This window comes from Microbispora sp. NPDC049633 (genome assembly GCF_040675265.1).
GTDB classification, from domain to species: Bacteria; Actinomycetota; Actinomycetes; order Streptosporangiales; family Streptosporangiaceae; genus Microbispora; species Microbispora maris.
The window spans coordinates 1-15206 of sequence record NZ_JBFAOO010000177.1 but is presented as its reverse complement, the minus strand read 5'-3'; the positions used below and the strand labels follow the sequence as shown (position 1 = coordinate 15206).

Here is a 15206-nt window from a genome sequence, read left to right as displayed (position 1 = left end):
GGTACTGCACCGGGGACGGTGTGGGAGAGTAGGACACCGCCGGACAATCTTTGAAAAAGGGGTCACCCCGCATGGGGTGGCCCCTTTTTTGTTTTGAGTCATGTCGCCGCCCCACGCCAGGTAGACCTGGTGGACGGGAGCGAAAGCGCCCATAGAGGCCCGGGCGGTAGTGACGGCGCGCTAGGCTGGCAGTGCCGGGCCACCCCACGGGTGGCCTTCGTCGCATCGGACGAGAAGCGAAGGCTGCGGCGGACGCGATCTCAGCGGACCTGCGGCGAAACAACGTGTCTTCCCTGCAACTCATCGGGTATGGGGTGGATCCCCAATAGTCCAGGACTTCGGGAAGACAGAGCCCTGCGGCCGGCGAACCGGACGCGGTGAGCAAGCAACAGAGGACAGAAGTGAACAGAGAAGACGGGCGCGACGGCGCGGGCCGTGGCGGAGACAACCGCGAAGAGAGCAGGGACCGGGGCGAGCGCGCCGGAGGGTTCCGCGGTAACGGAGGAAGCGGCGGCTTCGGCGGTCGTTATGGAGAGCGGCGAGAAGGCTTCCGCGGCGACCGCGGCGAGCGCGGCGAGCGCCCGTTCCACTCCGACAGGCGCGGCTCCCGCGACCAGGGCGGTCCGTCCGGTCGACGGTTCGGTTCACGCGATCGCGATGACAGACCGACCGGCTCCTACGGGGATCGCGAAAGGGGTGGCGGCTACCGTGACCGGGACGACCGCGGCCGCCGTCCCTTCGGCGCCTCGGATCGGGCGGGCGGCCGTACCGACGATCGCGGTGGGAACCGCGACCGCGACGGGGGGCGGAGCTTCGACCGCGGCGACCGGCCGCGCGGCGCCGGCGGGTTCGAGGGACGGTGGGATCGCACCTACCAGGACAGGGACGCCTCTCGGACCGATCGACCGCGCCGCTCCTATGCGGACCGCGACGACTCGCGCGGGGGCCAGGGCTTCCGCGACCGCGAGGAGCGGGGCGGAGGCCGCCCGTTCCGGTCCGATGACCGCGGCAGCCGGCCGTACGGCGAGCGCCGCACCGATCGTCGGGAAGGCGGAGGGTACGGGGACCGTCCCCAGCGCCAGGGCGGCGGCTTCGGCGGACGGTACGGCTTCCGCGAGCGCGACAGCCGCGACAGTCGCGAGGGCCGGGAGAGCCGGGAAGGCCGCTCCTACACCCCTCGGTACGAGCGCGACGATCGTGACGGGTCCGGCAGTCGCCCGCCGCGACGTCCGGACCAGGAGCGCGGTTACGGCCGTGACGACAGGGGCGGCAGGGGCAACGAGCGCCCGGACCGTCCCCGGCGTCCCTACGGCGACCGAGGCGGCGACCGGGGCCCGGATCGAGGATTCGGGGGAGGAGATCGGCCGCGGCGTCCGTTCGGCGACCGCGACTCCAGAGGCGGCGAGGACAGGCCCAGGCGTTCCTACGCTGACCGGCAGGACGCGGGCGGCGGTGACCGCTACCGTGACCGGGACTCCTCCTTCGGTGACAGGCCGCGCCGTACGTCGGGAGACAGGCCTGACGGGTCCTTCCGCGACCGCGACGACAGGCGTTCCGGCGGTGACCGTGGGGAAGGGACTCGGACCTTCCGTGGACGTGCGCCTGGTTCGGGTGATCGGCCGCGACGCGAGTCCGGCGGTGACCGCGGTGGCCGTCCCTTCGGCAGAGATCGTGACGAGTCCAGGTCCTATGGTGGCGACCGCGGTGGGGCGCGTCCCTTCAGTCGTGACGACCGGGGCGGCAGCCGGGCGCGCTACGGCAGGCCGGACGAGCCGAGCAGGCCGAGGACCCGCGAGGAGATCCCCCCGCTGGAGCCGGACATCACGCCGGACGAACTGGATCGGGAGGCGCGTGCGGAGCTCCGTTCGTTGCCGAACGACCTTGCGGACCTCGTGGCCAGCCACCTGGTGGCGGCCGCCCGTGCGCTGACGGCGGAGGAGCCGGAAAAGGCGTACGAGCACGCCAAGGTGGCCCGCCGCTTCGCGGGCAGGATCGGCGTGGTCCGTGAGGCCACCGGCATCGCCGCCTACCACGCGGGTCAGTACGCCGAGGCGCTGGGCGACCTTCGCGCCGCGAGGCGGATCACCGGCTCGGACGAGTACCTGCCGATCATGGCGGACTGCGAGCGCGGCCTTGGACGGCCCGAGCGGGCGCTCGACCTCGTCCGGTCTCGTGAGGCCGAACGGCTGGACCGCGCGGGCCGCATCGAGCTGGCCATCGTGGAGTCCGGGGCCCGTCGTGACCTCGGTCAGCACGACGCCGCTGTCATCACGCTGCAGCGGGTTCCGGAACTGCGCGACCCGCAGCCCAAGCCCTGGTCGGCACGGCTGGCTTTCGCGTACGCGGACGCCCTGGCCGACGCGGGCCACGAGGAGGCGGCGACCGACTGGTTCGCCCGGGCGATGGCGTTCGACGAGGACGGCGAGACCGACGCGGCCGACCGCTACGCGGAGCTGACCGGCGGACTCATCGAGGACCTGGAGGAGGACCACGACGAGTCCGCTCCCGAGGGCGGCGACATCCTCGACGACCTTCTCGACGACGAGGAGGAAGACGAGGAGGAGATCGGCGACGAGGACATCGCGGGGACCGTCGAGGACGAGGAAGACCAGACCGGCATCCCCGGCGGCGACTCCTCCGGCGACTCTTCCGGTGAGGTCGTCCCGGCGGGTGAGCCCGCGGACGACAACCCGGCGGACGAGGACACGCCCACGCCTGTGTCGTCCTCGGCGGCAGAGGAGGCATCCGGTGCAGACGAGACCGACCGGCCTTCGGAGAAGGAGAGCGGGCCGTCCTACGGCCCCGCGTTCATCGAACCGAACTTCGGCGACGTGCTCGACGATCCGGAGGACTCCGAGGATCGGGTGAAGCGCCAGTCCTGAGCTGTTCGAACGGGCGCCGCCTTGGCGGCGCCCGTTTCCTTTGCCCCCAAGACGCGCCGCCCAGCCTCTGCCTCCGACTGAGATGCCGAGGTCAGCGCGGGGTGCGGTCCAGCCAGTGCATGATCCCCGCGACGTTCGACGGCGCGCCGCTCAGCAGTTCGAACTGCTCGGCGGTGGCCGCGTCGGCGCGCAGCGCGGCGTACCGCTCCCGCGTCCGGTCGCGCACCATCGCGACGGCGTGGTCGAGGTCGAGGCCCTCGGCTCTGGCCCGCTTCGTGAGGTCCACCCAGAGCCGGAGTTCCTCGGCAGACCGTTCGAGGGTCGTGGGCACGTCCTCCACGGGTCCGTAATGGCTGAACAGCAGCCGCTGCGGTTTCAGCGCCGTGAACAGCGCTATCGAGTCGAGGGCGACGTCGAGGTCGAAGTCCGGCGGCGGCGTGGCAGGCCGGAGGTCTCCGGTCTCGGGCAGATACACGCCCGCGGCGTCGCCGACGTAAAGGTCCCCCGTGAGCGAGTCCAGCAGGCCCACATGATGCTTGGCGTGACCGGGGGAGTAGTGGCTCGCCAGGGTGCGGCCGTTGCCAAGGTCGATCGTTCCGGTGTCGCCCAGGGCACGGATGCGGGCCGCGTCGGTGGGCGCGAGAGTGCCGAACAGTACGTCGAGCTTGTCGCCCCAGACCATCTTGGCGCTCGCCATGAGCCGGGACGGGTCGGCGAGGTGGCGGGCGCCCTTCTCGTGGACGACGATCTCCGCGGACGGGTAGTAGTTCGCGATGTCTCCCACGCCGCCCGCGTGATCCAGGTGAATGTGGGTCACCACGACGGTCGCGAGATCGTCCGGTCCGACCCCTAGGGACGACAGAGCGTCCCTGACCACGGGAGCCGAGGTCGAGGTGCCCGTCTCGACCAGGCACGGACGGTCGCCGAGGATCAGGTAGCCGGCGGTGATGCCGGAATAACCCGCCATCCGCGTGTCGATCTCGTAGACGTCGCCGCCGAGTGGAGTCACGTTGTCCACAGTCCACTCCTGTAACTAGAACCGGTATCCACAGAATGGCATTCAGAGAGTCGCCGGCCCAACCTGGTCGCGCACAGTGATCTCCGTGGCAGAGAGGAGATCACATGCACCGCAACGAGGTGACGCTCGCGGGGCGGCTGTCCATGGAGCCGGCGCACCGGGAACTGCCGAGCGGAGCCCTGCTGACACAGTGGCGCCTCGCGGTCCGCAGGCCCGGAGGCCGGCCGGGCTTCCATCGATCCGACGCGATCGAGTGCGCGACGTTCGACGACGGGGTGCGCGACATGCTGGCCGGGTGGCGGCTCGATGATCTGGTGGAGGTGGAAGGCGCGTTGCGCCGCCGCTGGTGGCGGGGCGGCAGTCGCTACGAGATCGAGGTTCGCAGGGCGCGCCGCGTCGAGCCGGCCGTCCCCGCCCGGAGACGGCGCAGGAGGGCTCCCCGCGCCGGTGACGACACCGCCATCGGGGACACCGCGGCTGGGGACGCCACCCTTGAGACCGCTCAGGCAGATGCCGCGGCTGAGGCGGCTCAAGCAGATGCCGGGGCTGCGGCCACTGATGCCCGCGAGGCCGTCGGACGCGGTGAGGTCGCAGAAGCGTCCTCCGGCGGTGCGGCTCAGCCCGCAGACCTTACGGGGTCTCCCGGCGGGCAGGCCGCGGTGTCTCCCGCGCCGTCGTCCTGCGATCAGCGCGTCGCCGACTCCGGGCAGCCCGCCGGTGAGGTGGTCAGTCAGTGGCGAAGGTCCGCATGACCAGCCCCGTCCTGGGCTTGGGACCGAACGAGGTCGACTTGCGCGGCACTCGCTCGCCCTGCGCCGCGACCGTGAGGACGTCCTCCGTGGACAGCGGATTCAGCAGCACCGCCGTTCCGCCGAGCCGGCGCGCCTTGTCCACGGCGGCGAGGGCGTCGTGGTGCACGACCATCACCGACTGCTCGCTGTCGGTGATCCCCCACACCTTGGGCAGGAGGAACGCCGTGAGGATCGAGGTGTCGAGCATCCGCCACCGCGCGGACTGCTCGGACGGCATGGCGTGCTCGACCTGCAGCGGGTCCGGATCCGTCAGCAGGTGGGCGGGGCCGTCGCCGGCGAGCACGAAGGCGGGGCCGGTCGCCGTGGCGAGACCCGCGAGGGCGTCCTCGACCAGGGAGAACTCGTGGACCTGCCAGGCGCCCTTGGCCCGGGCGGCGGCCTCCTGCAGGGGCAGCCCGGGAATGACCCGGTGGATGGCCCTGAGGTCGGGGGGATAGACCGTGGAGTCGACCAGATACGCCAGGCCGTAGTCCCAGGGCCCGGGGCCGATGTGGTCCTTCTGCAGCGCCTCGTAGGTGGCGTAACGGTGGTGACCATCGGCGATGAGCGCCTGGCGATCGCGCAGGTCCTCCGCCACGGCGTCGATCTCGTGGACGTCGGTCACCGCCCAGAGCCGGTGGTGCACGCCCTCACGGGTCCGGACGTCCACCAGGGGGAATCGCTGTGTCGCCACGTCGTCGACGAGCCGGGAGGCGGTGCCGCCGCCCTCGTACAACAGGAAGATCGGCTCGAAGTTGGCCTGCGTGGCCCGCATCAGGGCGAGCCGGTCGGCGACGGGCTCCGGCAGCACGTTCTCGTGCGGGAGGATCGAGGCCGAGCCGACCCCCACGCCGCCGATCAGGCCCCGCTGCAGGAAACCGACCCCGCTCTGCTCGTACACGTACAGGCCGGGCAGGGAGTCGACCGCCAGCACTCCCTCGGCGAGCCACTCGCCCAGGGCGGCGCTCGCCTCGCCGTAGTGGCTGATTCCGGGAAGGATCAGGCGCACGACGTTGTTCGCATGACGACTGAGCAGTTCCCGCAGTTCCTCAGGGGAGATGAGGTCATACGGCGGGGAGGTGACAGCGGCCAGGTCGTCCACCGCGTATCGGACGCCGTGGAACGGACGTAGCACCAGTCCCGCCCGTTCAGAACTCTCCATACCGGGCATGTTGCCATAAGTGCCCGGACTCCCCGACGCTGCGGTGCCCGGTTGCTAGCGAAATCGGAGTGCAGGAGGGCTTACCCGATGATCGAAGGACGAAACGAGGCTTCTGCTTCTTCCAATGATCCGGGCGGTACGCCTTCCGGTGGTGTCTACGAGTGGTTCCAGCGCGGCATGAGGCTGCTCGAGGAGGGCAGCCCGGCCGCGGCCGCGGCGATTCTGGAGCACGCCGCACGGGCCGAGCCCGACTCGCGCAGCATCCGCGAGGCCCTGGCCCGCGCCCAGTTCAACTCCAAGCGATACGACGAGGCGGCGGGTAGTTTCCGCTGGATCGTCGACGCCAATCCCGCCGAGGACTACGCCTACTTTGGTCTGGGCCTGTCGCTGTGGCGCAGCGGAGACGTCGAGGGAGCCCAGGAGCCGCTCGCGGTGGCGGTGGCGATGCGCCCCGACCTCCGGCACTACGTGTCCGCGCTGAAGCAGGTCCGGGCCACGCTGCGGGCGAGGCGTGCGTGACCGTAGGCCATACTTCCGCCATGTCAGAAATCACCGGCACTCTCGCGGACGCCTACGACACGCTGTTGCTGGACCTCGACGGTGTCGTCTATCTCGGAAAACAGGCGGTCCCCGGCGCCCCCGAGGCGCTGGTGAAGGCTCGGGACCTGGGCGTGCGGCTCGCGTTCGTGACGAACAACGCGAGCCGCACACCGGGGGCGATCGCACAGCACCTCAATCATCTGGGCGTGCCGGCCGCCCCGGAGGACGTGGTCACATCCGCCCAGGCGGCGGCCCGCCTGATCGCGGAGCACGTGCCGGCGGGGTCGGCCGTCCTGGTCGTGGGCGGCATGGGACTGCGGATGGCGCTGCGGGAGCACGGCCTGCGTCCCGTCACGTCGGCCTTGGACGCTCCTGCCGCCGTGGTGCAGGGCATCGCCGAGAACCTGTCCTACGGGCTGCTGTCCGAGGGGGCGCTCGCCGTACGTCGGGGAGCCTGGTTCGTCGCGGCCAACGGCGACACGACGATGCCGACAGGCCGGGGCGAACAGCCCGGGAACGGGGCGATGAGCCGGGTGATCGCCACCGCCACGGGTGTCGAGCCCGTGGTCGCGGGCAAGCCGGAGCCGCCGCTGCATCGCGAATCGATGATCCGCACCCGCGCCGAACGGCCGCTGATCGTGGGCGACCGGCTCGACACCGACATCGAGGGCGCGACCCGGGCCGGCGTCGACAGCCTGCTCGTGCTGACCGGCGTCGCCGGCGCGCTCGACGTGCTCACCGCCGCTCCCCGGCACCGGCCCACCCACGTCGCCGCCGACCTGTCCGGCCTGCACGCGCCCGTGGTTCCCGTACGGCGGGGTTCGGGCGGCTGGACCTGCGGCGGGTGGACGGCCGCCTGGCAGGACGGGAAGCTCGTGCTGACCGGGGAGGGCGACCCGGTCGAGGGGCTGCGCGCCGCGTGCGCCGCCACGTGGGAAGCCGCGGGGGACGGTCAGGCGGACGAGGACGCGGTCAAGGGCGCCCTGGCGTCGCTCGACAACTGACCGGGGCCAAGAACGGCGGCGGTGCGCGGTCTCAAGTGCCGGCCCGCCGCTTCGCTCCCGGCCCGCGCTTCGAGCCCGACCGCCGGGGGACGGCGCGTCTCACGATCCATTGTCGGCTTGGCGGGTACGCGCGGGAGCGGTCAGAGGAGCTTGCGCAGGCGCAGCAGATCGCCGAGGCTGGCGTCGATCTTGACCCGGCCGCCGAGCAGCGCCCGGCCCATGTCGAGCTCGCCGTTCACCATCGAGACCAGGTCCTCGCTCTTGAGCGTCAGCTTGACCTCGGCGGGCCGCCCGTCCTCCGGGGGCACCTCCTTGAAGGGGTCGAGCCCGTTCCGGTGAAGGCGGCCGTAGAACGTCACGCCGAGATCGGAGATCCGGCAGGCCAGCCGGCGTTCGACCACGTGCTTGGCACGGTCCTGCTCGCTGATCTCGTCGAACTGCTTGACGAGCTTGTCCAGCGCCGCCCGGCATTCCTCGACGGTCGCCATGCGCCTGCCTCTCTCCTTCGGACCGTGTCTCCTCGTGAACCGCTTCTCCTCGTGCCGTGCGCGGATCACCGGTCGACGATGTGATTTCCCCTCTACCTACCGACAGTAGCTTTCCACCGGCGGGCGGCGCGAAATCCGCGCCGGGTCACGGAACGGCAACGGCCCCGGGGGGGGTGAGACCACGGGAGGGAATGTCTCGCCGTCTTCCGCCGAACGGCCGGATGGCGCGCGATCGTCGGTGGCGTCCGATAGCGTCGAGGCGACCAGCGCCGTCGCGGCCCGCAAGGGGACCGTCGCGGCATGGGCCGCGTGCGCGTACGGCACGTCCGGGGCCCGGTCCCGGCGGAAGCACGGGCCCAAGCCCCGGCGCGAGCGTGACGCCGCGCGTGGGGGATCATGGCGGGGCAGGCGCAGCAGGAAGGGATCATGACGGACAGCGGTATCGCGGCCGGGGAACACCTAGCCTCGGGCGCCGACGGCGTGCAGGCCGCGTTGTCGCCTCTCGGACGGCTGGCTCACGTGCCGGTGTCCGAGCACGTGGGCGTCTTCGAGCGGGTCCTGGCCGGTCTCGAAGCGGTGCTCGCGTCCGTGGAGGATGCCGGGGGACCGCAGGCCGTAGCCGGCGGCGACGAAGAGAGCGACCGGTGAGCGTCACGAGAGCGGCCGCGGTCGCCGGGAGCCGGACGTACCCGGCACGCGAATGCGCGGCGGGACGGGTGCGGTGAAGCGCGTCCGGCTGGACAGCGAGCTCGTGCGCCGGGGGCTCGCCCGTTCCAGGGAGCAGGCGGTCCAGCTCATCGAGGCGGGCCGGGTCAGTGTCGGGGGCCAGGTGGCGGGCAAGGCGGCCACCCAGGTGGACACCGCCGCACCCATCGTGGTCGCCGAGGCGGCGGAGGGCCCGGACTACGTGTCCAGGGGCGCGCACAAGCTGCTCGGCGCGCTGCGCGCGTTCGAGGGGCTGCGCGTCGAGGGGCGCCGATGCCTCGACGCGGGAGCCTCCACCGGCGGCTTCACCGACGTGCTGCTCAGGCACGGCGCCGCCCACGTGCTCGCGGTCGACGTGGGGTACGGCCAGCTCGCCTGGTCGCTGCGCACCGACGAGCGGGTCACGGTGATGGAGCGGGTCAACGTCCGCGACCTGACTCCGGAGATGGTGGGCGAGCCGCCGACGCTGATCGTCGGGGACCTGTCCTTCATCTCCCTCCGGCTCGTCCTGCCGGCTCTGGTGGGCTGCGCGGCCGAGGTGGCGGAGTTCGCGATGCTGGTGAAACCTCAGTTCGAGGTAGGCAAGGAGCGCGTGGGGGCGGGAGGCGTCGTACGCGACCCGGCCCTGCGGGCGCAGGCGGTGCGGGACGTCGCGGCGTCGGCGCGCTCGCTGGGTCTGACGGTCAAGGGCGTGACGGCGAGCCCGTTGCCGGGACCGTCGGGAAACGTGGAATACGTGCTGTGGCTCGGGAAGGGGCAGGGACACGAGTCCGTGCCCGACGTGGACACCGCCGTCGACACGGCGGTCGCGGAGGGCCCCCGGTGAGCGCGGGCGGCGAGGCGTGGAGACGATGAACGCGATGAGCACGGGCGGCGCGGCGGGCGACCGGGCGGACGCCAAGAGGACCGTCCTGGTGACGGCGCACACGGGCCGGGAGGCGGCCGTGCGCAGCGCCCGCCTGGTCGTGGAACGGCTGATCGAGGCGGGCATCAACGTCCGGGTGCTCGACGAGGAGGCGGCGGAACTCGGCCGCGTCCACGCGGAGGTCGTCCCGGAGAACGGGGCGGCGCTCGACGGGGCCGAGCTGATCATCGTCCTGGGTGGTGACGGCACGCTGCTGCGCGCGGCCGAGCTGGCCCGTCCGGCCGCGGTGCCGCTGCTCGGCGTGAACCTGGGCCACGTGGGCTTCCTCGCCGAGGCGGAGGTGGAGGACCTGACGTCCGTGGTGGACCGGGTGGTCGAGGGCAGCTACGAGGTCGAAAAGCGCATGACGGTCGAGGTCGTCGTGCGCCTCAACGGCTCGGTGCTCGCCCGCACCTGGGCGCTCAACGAGGCGTCGGTCGAGAAGAAGGACCGCATGCTGGAGGTCGTGGCGGAGATCGACGGCCGCCCGCTGTCGCGCTGGGGGTGCGACGGTGTGATCTGCGCGACCCCCACCGGGTCGACGGCGTACGCGTTCTCGGCGGGCGGCCCGGTGGTCTGGCCCGAGGTGGAGGCGCTGCTCCTCGTGCCCAACAGCGCCCACGCCCTGTTCGCCCGGCCGATGGTGGTGTCACCGAAGTCCACGCTCGCGCTGGAGATCCTTCCCGACACCAGCGCCGGCGTGCTGTGGTGCGACGGGCGCCGCCGCTTCGACATCCCGCCCGGCGCCCGGGTGGAGGTCCGCAGGGGTGAGGTGCCGGTGCGGCTGGCCCGCCTGCTCGGCGTGGAGGCCACCGGGGCGCCCTTCACCGACCGTCTGGTGGCGAAGTTCGGCCTGCCGGTGCAGGGCTGGCGAGGCCGGGTGCGCTCCGGCTGACCGTGAAGGCGCCGCGGTCCACAGCGCAGTGTGGCGGTTGGTGGCGATATGCCGGATGAGCAGGCATTTCGTGTCCACAGATTCTCGTTCGGGCCGCGGGACGGACACGCCGTCCTCGAAAATCTTGACGAGTTACGCGTAGGATCTCTGGCGAGTTCGGTCGGCAAAACGGGAGGGACCAGTGCGGCCACGGGTCGAGGAGGTCCGCATCCAGGGGCTCGGCGTGATCGACGAAGCCATCCTGGAGCTGTCACCGGGATTCACCGTCGTCACGGGTGAGACGGGAGCCGGCAAGACGATGGTCGTCACCGGCCTCGGCCTGCTGTTCGGAGGGCGGGCCGACCCGGCCAGGGTCCGGCCCGGCGCCGACAAGGCCACGATCGAGGGCACGCTCGTCATCGAGCCGGGGGGCCGCGTGGCCCAGCAGGTCGCCGACGTCGGCGGCGAGGTCGAGGACGGGCAGCTCATCATCTCCCGGTCGGTCTCCGCCGAGGGCCGCTCCCGCGCCTGGCTGGGCGGCCGTGCCGTGCCGGTGGGCACGCTGACCTACATCGCCGACGACCTCGTGGCCGTGCACGGCCAGATGGACCAGCAGCGGCTGCTGCAGCCCGGCAGGCAGCGGGCGGCGCTCGACCGCTACGCCGGAGACGAGCTGATCAAGCCCCTGCGGGCCTACGAGCAGGCATACAAGCGGCACAAGCAGGTGGGCGAGCTGCTCCACGAGCTGACCGTCAAGGCCAGGGAGCGGACGCAGGAGGCCGACGTGCTGCGGTTCGGCCTGGAGGAGATCGAGAAACTGGAGCCCCGGCCAGGGGAGGACGCCGAGCTGAAGGAGGAGGCCGAGCGGCTCTCCCACGCCGACGCGCTGCGCACCGCCGCCACGACCGCGCACACGGCGCTGCTCGGGGATCCGATGTCGGGCGCGCAGGACGTGCAGGACGCCGTGTCGCTGCTCGGCCACGCCAAGGCGGCCGTGGAGTCGGTGCGCGACTTCGATCCCGCGCTCGCCGGTCTCGCAGACCGCCTGGCCGAGGCCGGTTACCTGGTCTCCGACGTGGCCACCGAGCTGGCCGCATACGCCGAGTCGGTCGAGGCCGACCCGGCGCGGCTCGCGGCGGTGCAGGAGCGCAGGGCGGCGCTGAACGGCCTCATGCGCAAGTACGGCGAGGACGTCTCGGCCGTCCTCGCCTGGGCGCAGCGGGCCGCCGAGCGGCTGTCGGAGCTCGAGGGCGATGACGAGCGCATCGAGGAGCTGACGCGGGAGCACGGCGAGCTCACCGAGCGGCTGGGCGAGCTGGCCGGTGAGCTGACCGCCATCCGCGCCGCCGCGGCCGAACGGTTCGGCCGGGCGGTGACCGAGGAGCTGACCGCGCTCGCCATGCCGCACGCCCGGGTGAGCGTAGAGATCACCGCCACGGAGGGCTTCGGCCCGCACGGCGTGGACGAGGTCGAGCTCCGGCTGGCCTCGCATCCCGGCGCGCCGCCGCTGCCGCTGACCAAGGGCGCCTCGGGCGGTGAGCTGAGCCGGGTGATGCTCGCCATCGAAGTGGTCTTCGCCGGCGCCGACCCCGTGCCGACGTTCGTGTTCGACGAGGTCGACGCCGGAGTGGGCGGCAAGGCGGCCGTGGAGATCGGCAGGCGGCTGGCCAAGCTCGCCAGGACCGCGCAGGTCATCGTGGTCACCCACCTGCCGCAGGTTGCGGCCTTCGCCGACCAGCACCTCGTGGTCGAGAAGGCGAGCGACGGCAGCGTGGTCCGCAGCGGTGTCGTGACCCTCGACCAGGACGGTCGCGAGCGGGAGCTGGCGCGGATGCTCGCCGGCCTGGAGGACTCCGAACTCGGCCGGGCGCACGCGGCAGAGCTGCTGTCCATCGCCGCCGCCGACAAGGCCGCCTGGGAGAAGCAGTCCTCGGGCGGGTCCAAGCGTTCGGGCCGCCGCACCGCCGGCTGAGTGCCGTGCACCGGCGCCCCGGCTGAGTGCCGAGCGTCGGCGCCCCGGCTGAGTGCCGAGCGTCGGCCCCGGGGGGTGAGCGTGGCCTGGCCCGAGCCGTGTGGCGGGCGCCTGCGCCCCGGCTGAGCGCATGCGCACCGACGGCGTCCCCGGCCCGCCCGGGGCGTACACTCGGCGGGGCGTGCGCGGGGGTGACGTTTCGATCGGGGCGCGCCGGGAAGCAGTCAAGCCCCGGGAACGAGGGGACGAGGAACGGGGGTCGGACGGCGTCGCGGAAGGTGTGCGTCGACCCCGGCTGCCCCCGGTCGTCGCACCTCGGCAACATCCCTGACTTGCAGTGAGAAATCAGACGAGCCGTGGGGTGTGGAAGCGTGGCGGTCGCCGCCTCTGGCAGGATGGTCATGATGAAGGTCCCGAGCTTGAATGTTCCGGGCCTCCGCCGCAGGAAGGCCGACGGCCTTCCCGGGGTGACGGCAGTGGCGAGAATCGACAGGCGGACGAAGAGGCTTACCAAGCGCCTCAAGCCCGGGGAAATCGCGATTATCGATCACGTCGACATCGACCGGGTCAGCGGGGAGGCTCTCGTCGCGTGCGGCGTGGCGGCCGTGGTCAACGTCGCCGCGAGCATCAGCGGCCGTTACCCCAACCTCGGGCCGCAGATCCTGATCGACGCGGGCGTGCCCCTGATCGACAACGCGTCGCCGGAACTGTTCGAGCGGATCGCGGACGGTGACGTGATCCGCGTCCACGAGGGCATGGTCTACCTCGACGAGGAACTGATCGGAAAGGGGCAGCCGCAGACCGCCGAGAGCGTCGAGGCGGCGATGACCGAGGCCCGCGCGGGCCTGGCCGTCCAGATCGAGGCATTCGCCGCGAACACGATGGAGTACGTCCGGCGCGAGCGTGACCTTCTGATCGACGGAGTCGGCGTGCCCGACATCCGCACCTCCCTGGAGAACCGCCACGCCCTCATCGTGGTGCGGGGTTACCACTACAAGGAGGACATCGCCACGCTGCGGCCGTACATCCGGGAGTACCGCCCGGTGCTGATCGGCGTGGACGGCGGGGCGGACGCGCTGCTCGACGCGGGGTACGTGCCCGACATCATCGTGGGCGACTTCGACTCCGTCTCGGAGAAGGCGCTGTGCTGCGGCGCCGAACTGGTCGTGCACGCCTACCGCGACGGGCGGGCTCCGGGGCTGGATCGGGTGCACAAGCTCGGCCAGGAGGCGGTCGTGTTCCCCGCGACCGGGACGAGCGAGGACATCGCCATGCTCCTCGCCGACGACAAGGGCGCCACGTTGATCGTCGCGGTCGGCACCCATTGGACGCTCGACGAGTTCCTGGACAAGGGCAGGTCGGGCGCGGCGAGCACGTTCCTCACCCGCCTGCGGGTGGGCAGCAAGCTCGTGGACGCCAAGGGCGTGAGCAGGCTCTACCGCAGCCGGATCTCCACGCCCTCCCTCCTGCTGCTCGTGGCCACCACACTGGTCACGATCGGCGTCGTGCTCTCGGTGTCGCCGATCGGCCAGGTATGGCTGAACGGCCTGCGCGTGGCCTGGAACGGCTTCATCTTCTGGCTGGTCGGACTCTTCTCGTGATCGATTTCCGTTATCACCTCGTCTCGATCGTGGCGATCTTCCTCGCGCTCACGGTCGGCATCGTGCTGGGCAGCACCGTGCTCGAGCCCACGTTCTTCAAGTCGGCCGAGGAGATGACCGCGTCACTGCGGAAGGCCAACGAGAGCAACCTGGCCCAGATCTCGCAGCTGCAGAGCCGCGAGGAGGGCAGCGACTCGCTGGTCACGACGCACCTGCCCGAGCTCGTGCGCGGGCAGCTCGCCGGGGAGCGCGTCGTGCTCGTCGAGGCTCCGGGCGCGTCGGCCGCCCTGCGCGACCCGATCGAGAAGCTCGTGACGAGCGCGGGCGCCGTCTACAGCGGCAGGGTCAGCCTGACCGAGAAGTTCACCGACGCCGAGCAGGCGAACGTGGTGGACGGGCTGGCCACCAACCTCGCCCCGGCCGGCACCGCCTTCCCCGACGGGGCCACGCCGTACGACAAGGCCGCGGCGATGCTCGCCGGTGCGATCGTGACCAACGACCGCGCGCAGGCGGGCCGGGCCAATCCCGCGGCCACCGGTGTGCTGGAGGCCTTCCAGGCCGGCGACTTCCTGACCTTGAAGGGCGATCCGGAGCAGCGCGCCACGATGGCCATCCTGCTCGCGCCGTCCCAGCCGTACGAGGGAGAGGACGCCGACCGGCAGACGAACGCGATCGTCTCGGTGGCGGCCGGGCTCGACACCGGCGCCCTCGGCACCGTCCTCGCGGGCACCGTCACCGCGTCCGGCACGGGCGGGGTCATCGCGGCCCTGCACGACACCGGCGGCGTGGCCTCCGCCGTCTCGACGGTCGACACCGTCGATTTCGCCGCGGGCCGTGTCGTCGTGGTCTACGCTCTGCGGGAGCAACTGACCGGCCGTTCCGGCGCGTACGGCGTCGGCAGCGGCGCGACGGCGTTCGAGCCCGCGGTGACCGCGCCCAGCCAGACCCCCACCCCGGTGGCGAGCCGGGGCTGAGCCGCCGGCCGGCACACCAACGGAGAGAAGGGCAACAGCCGTGGCCACACGTTCCCAGGCCGGCACCCGCGCCGCCGCGGCGCTCGGCGCTGCCGTCGGCGCCGCGCTCGGCGCCGTCGCCGCGCGTGCCGCCTTCGCCGCGTTCCGGCGCCGCCCGCCCATCGGCGACGAGAAGACCGCCGACGAGTACTGGACCCGGGTCAACCACCGCGGCGAGCCGGTCACGCTGCTGGAGGGGCCGGCGTTCGCCGCCGGCGCTGTCGCGGCCTCCGCCCTCGCCCCCGGCCTGCC

Annotated in this window: 13 protein-coding genes and 1 pseudogene; 11 read left to right on the top strand and 3 right to left on the bottom strand. The window is 72.2% G+C overall.

The window, feature by feature from the left end; translation table 11 throughout:
- The first annotated feature begins 1868 nt into the window (after positions 1 to 1868).
- Complete coding sequence (locus tag AB0J39_RS31360) at positions 1869 to 2882, top strand: hypothetical protein (protein ID WP_363471372.1); 1014 nt, start codon at positions 1869 to 1871, stop codon at positions 2880 to 2882.
- A 91-nt stretch (positions 2883 to 2973) separates the two neighbouring features.
- Here AB0J39_RS31360 and AB0J39_RS31355 read toward each other — a convergent pair whose 3' ends face one another.
- Positions 2974 to 3900 carry an MBL fold metallo-hydrolase gene (locus tag AB0J39_RS31355; protein WP_363471370.1) on the bottom strand — a complete coding sequence of 309 codons (927 nt, stop codon included), beginning with the start codon at positions 3898 to 3900 and terminating at the stop codon, positions 2974 to 2976.
- A gap of 104 nt (positions 3901 to 4004) precedes the next feature.
- On the opposite strand from AB0J39_RS31355, the gene AB0J39_RS31350 reads away from it, so the two are divergent.
- Positions 4005 to 4652, top strand: a complete 648-nt coding sequence (locus AB0J39_RS31350; protein ID WP_363471368.1) for a hypothetical protein — start codon at positions 4005 to 4007, stop codon at positions 4650 to 4652.
- Here the strand turns inward: AB0J39_RS31350 and AB0J39_RS31345 are convergent.
- Positions 4627 to 5853, bottom strand: coding sequence for a DUF1015 domain-containing protein (locus AB0J39_RS31345; RefSeq protein WP_363471366.1), 1227 nt, complete (start codon positions 5851 to 5853; stop codon positions 4627 to 4629). The two genes, AB0J39_RS31350 and AB0J39_RS31345, sit on opposite strands and share 26 nt — an antisense overlap.
- 87 nt (positions 5854 to 5940) lie before the next feature.
- Between AB0J39_RS31345 and AB0J39_RS31340 the strand changes: the two genes are divergently transcribed.
- Positions 5941 to 6372: a tetratricopeptide repeat protein gene (locus tag AB0J39_RS31340; RefSeq protein ID WP_346228895.1), complete on the top strand. Its 432-nt coding sequence runs from the start codon at positions 5941 to 5943 to the stop codon at positions 6370 to 6372.
- Positions 6373 to 6392: 20 nt separating this feature from the next.
- Complete coding sequence (locus AB0J39_RS31335) at positions 6393 to 7397, top strand: HAD-IIA family hydrolase (protein WP_363471364.1); 1005 nt, start codon at positions 6393 to 6395, stop codon at positions 7395 to 7397.
- A 140-nt stretch (positions 7398 to 7537) separates the two neighbouring features.
- On the opposite strand, the gene AB0J39_RS31330 is transcribed toward AB0J39_RS31335, so the two are convergent.
- Entirely contained in the window at positions 7538 to 7885 is a 348-nt protein-coding gene (locus tag AB0J39_RS31330) for an SCP2 sterol-binding domain-containing protein (protein WP_363471362.1), read from the bottom strand.
- A gap of 426 nt (positions 7886 to 8311) precedes the next feature.
- Between AB0J39_RS31330 and AB0J39_RS31325 the strand changes: the two genes are divergently transcribed.
- The 7 genes and pseudogenes from AB0J39_RS31325 to AB0J39_RS31295 form a co-directional block, all read left to right on the top strand.
- The gene (locus AB0J39_RS31325; protein ID WP_363471360.1) at positions 8312 to 8533 is read left to right on the top strand and encodes a hypothetical protein; all 222 of its coding nucleotides are present in this window, start codon (positions 8312 to 8314) and stop codon (positions 8531 to 8533) included.
- A 52-nt stretch (positions 8534 to 8585) separates the two neighbouring features.
- Positions 8586 to 9416, top strand: coding sequence for a TlyA family RNA methyltransferase (locus AB0J39_RS31320; RefSeq protein WP_363471358.1), 831 nt, complete (start codon positions 8586 to 8588; stop codon positions 9414 to 9416).
- Positions 9417 to 9450: 34 nt separating this feature from the next.
- On the top strand, positions 9451 to 10389 hold the full coding sequence (locus tag AB0J39_RS31315) for an NAD kinase (RefSeq protein WP_363471356.1): 939 nt from the start codon (positions 9451 to 9453) through the stop codon (positions 10387 to 10389).
- Positions 10390 to 10570: 181 nt separating this feature from the next.
- Positions 10571 to 12340 (top strand): DNA repair protein RecN, encoded by a 1770-nt coding sequence (recN, locus tag AB0J39_RS31310; RefSeq protein ID WP_363471354.1) that lies wholly within the window; start codon positions 10571 to 10573, stop codon positions 12338 to 12340.
- 404 nt (positions 12341 to 12744) lie between these two features.
- Positions 12745 to 13941 (top strand): putative cytokinetic ring protein SteA, encoded by a 1197-nt coding sequence (gene steA / locus AB0J39_RS31305; protein ID WP_363471352.1) that lies wholly within the window; start codon positions 12745 to 12747, stop codon positions 13939 to 13941.
- The gene (locus AB0J39_RS31300) at positions 13938 to 14915 is read left to right on the top strand and encodes a copper transporter (RefSeq protein ID WP_363471350.1); all 978 of its coding nucleotides are present in this window, start codon (positions 13938 to 13940) and stop codon (positions 14913 to 14915) included. The genes steA and AB0J39_RS31300 overlap by 4 nt, the downstream gene beginning before the upstream one ends.
- Positions 14916 to 14955: 40 nt before the next feature.
- Positions 14956 to 15206, top strand: a pseudogene (locus AB0J39_RS31295) (hypothetical protein); the annotation flags it as partial.

What these genes read in the sequence shown, in the direction of transcription:
- AB0J39_RS31350 (WP_363471368.1), top strand. Translation starts at nt 4,005, where the DNA reads ATGCACCGCAACGAGGTGACGCTCGCGGGGCGGCTGTCCATGGAGCCG.
- AB0J39_RS31345 (WP_363471366.1), bottom strand. Translation starts at nt 5,853, where the DNA reads ATGGAGAGTTCTGAACGGGCGGGACTGGTGCTACGTCCGTTCCACGGC.
- AB0J39_RS31340 (WP_346228895.1), top strand. Translation starts at nt 5,941, where the DNA reads ATGATCGAAGGACGAAACGAGGCTTCTGCTTCTTCCAATGATCCGGGC.
- AB0J39_RS31335 (WP_363471364.1), top strand. Translation starts at nt 6,393, where the DNA reads ATGTCAGAAATCACCGGCACTCTCGCGGACGCCTACGACACGCTGTTG.
- AB0J39_RS31330 (WP_363471362.1), bottom strand. Translation starts at nt 7,885, where the DNA reads ATGGCGACCGTCGAGGAATGCCGGGCGGCGCTGGACAAGCTCGTCAAG.
- AB0J39_RS31325 (WP_363471360.1), top strand. Translation starts at nt 8,312, where the DNA reads ATGACGGACAGCGGTATCGCGGCCGGGGAACACCTAGCCTCGGGCGCC.
- AB0J39_RS31320 (WP_363471358.1), top strand. Translation starts at nt 8,586, where the DNA reads ATGCGCGGCGGGACGGGTGCGGTGAAGCGCGTCCGGCTGGACAGCGAG.
- AB0J39_RS31315 (WP_363471356.1), top strand. Translation starts at nt 9,451, where the DNA reads ATGAGCACGGGCGGCGCGGCGGGCGACCGGGCGGACGCCAAGAGGACC.
- steA (WP_363471352.1), top strand. Translation starts at nt 12,745, where the DNA reads ATGAAGGTCCCGAGCTTGAATGTTCCGGGCCTCCGCCGCAGGAAGGCC.